Raw genomic sequence first — 1,563 nt, forward strand, 5'->3', positions numbered from 1 at the left:
GGAATGCTCGGCGCGGCTGGTCCACACCTTCTGCCCGTTGACGAGGTAAGTGCTGTTGTCCTTCTTCACCGCCGTGGTGCGCAGCGCCAACGTGTCGGTGCCGCTGGTCGGCTCGGTGACGCCGAACGCCTGCAGGCGCAGCTCGCCAGTGGCGATCTTCGGCAGGTAACGCTCCTTCTGCTCCTTGCTGCCGTGTCGTAGCACCGTCCCCATGATGTACATCTGGGCGTGGCAGGCCGCGGCGTTGCAGCCGGCCTTGTGGATCTCTTCCAGCACCGCGCTCGCCGCCGAAATGCCGAGCCCCGCGCCACCGTATTCCTCGGGAATCAGGATCGACAGCCAGCCCGCCTCGGTCAGCGCCTTCACGAACGCGGTGGGATAGCCACGCTCGCGGTCCAGCTCTCGCCAATAGCTGCCGTCGAACTTGAGGCAAAGCTGGCGAACGGCGTCGCGGATCTCGGGATGGGTCGGGGCGTAGGGATTTTCCATGGCGGCGCAACCTAGTCCGCCGCCTGCCCCCAGGCAATGCGACCAAGCTCGTCGACGAGAGCACCGTGTACGTCGGGGCCAAAGCCATCCACCGTGGGCTCGCGCAGCGCCGTAACGCCGTCGACTGCACCGGCTTTGTCCACCACGGCGCGCGTGACGGCGAGGTCACGTTCTGCTGTCAGGAATTTCGCAATCGTGGCCGCCCAGTCGGGCCGCAGCACCGTCAGCGCTGCCATCAGGCCGTAGGCGCCCCAGTTTGACACCCCGGCGACCGTCAGGTGATCGCAGCTCGTCACGCAGGCGATCTCGGCGCCGTTCGGCACGGTGCGGGCGATCAACCCCGCCGGCAATCGGCCCATGCCGATCTCGTTGCCGCCGTCGCCCACCGCGAGCTTCCGCCAGGGGCCGCCGAGGAAGAGATCGTCGAGCGGCGCCGTCCAGGCGGAGACGTCAACGCCGCGCATGTTGCGCGGCTTGCCGTCGGCCGAGCGACCACAGCGCTCGATGGCAATCACGTGGCTGAGCTTCATCGCCTGCCACCCACCGAGCAGCTTGTCGAGGCCCGCCCTGTCTTCGACGGCCCCCTCGTCGGTGGCGACACCGCCACCGCTTGCCGCTACGGCCGCCCGCACGGCCTCGGCGCAGGGCGCGTCGGTCGCGATGCGCACGGCCAGACCGCAGGCGGCGAGCGCCGCCGCCAGCAGCGCCGTGCCCACCGGGCCGTCCGTCTCGGGGGCCGCGACGTCGCCGCGCGGCACGAAGAAGCCGGTGATCAACCCGACGGAGGTCGCGCGCGCCAGGTCGCGTGCGGCATCGGCGAGGCCGCCGGGATTGGCGGCGATCAGATCGGCGGTCTTGCGACCGACATCGCGACACACCAACGCTTCGATGGCGGCCAGGCGCCTTGCTTGCTCAATTGACCCAGACGACATCGAGTTGCGCACTCCCCCTCACGAACTTCACTTTACGAAAGGATGCCGCACGAGCCAAATAGCGCATCTTGTCGACTGTCCCCGCGCCGTCGCCGCTGCACGGCATCTACTTCAAGCTGAGTGCCCTCGTGCTGTTCTGCAC

2 protein-coding genes are annotated in these 1,563 nt (G+C 68.7%); both read right to left on the minus strand.

All coding sequences use genetic code 11. The annotated features are described in order from the left end of the window. The coding region (locus tag BGN95_RS07065; RefSeq protein WP_286772085.1) for an acyl-CoA dehydrogenase family protein at window positions 1-489 on the minus strand (489 nt) is incomplete at its 3' end. An 11-nt stretch (window positions 490-500) separates the two neighbouring features. After that, complete coding sequence (locus BGN95_RS07070; protein WP_286772086.1) at window positions 501-1,433, minus strand: glutamate cyclase domain-containing protein; 933 nt, start codon at window positions 1,431-1,433, stop codon at window positions 501-503. Between the last annotated feature and the right edge of the window lie 130 nt (window positions 1,434-1,563).

It is taken from the genome of Sphingomonas sp. 66-10, from assembly GCF_001897045.1.
In the GTDB taxonomy this organism is placed as follows: domain Bacteria; phylum Pseudomonadota; class Alphaproteobacteria; order Sphingomonadales; family Sphingomonadaceae; genus Sphingomonas; species Sphingomonas lycopersici.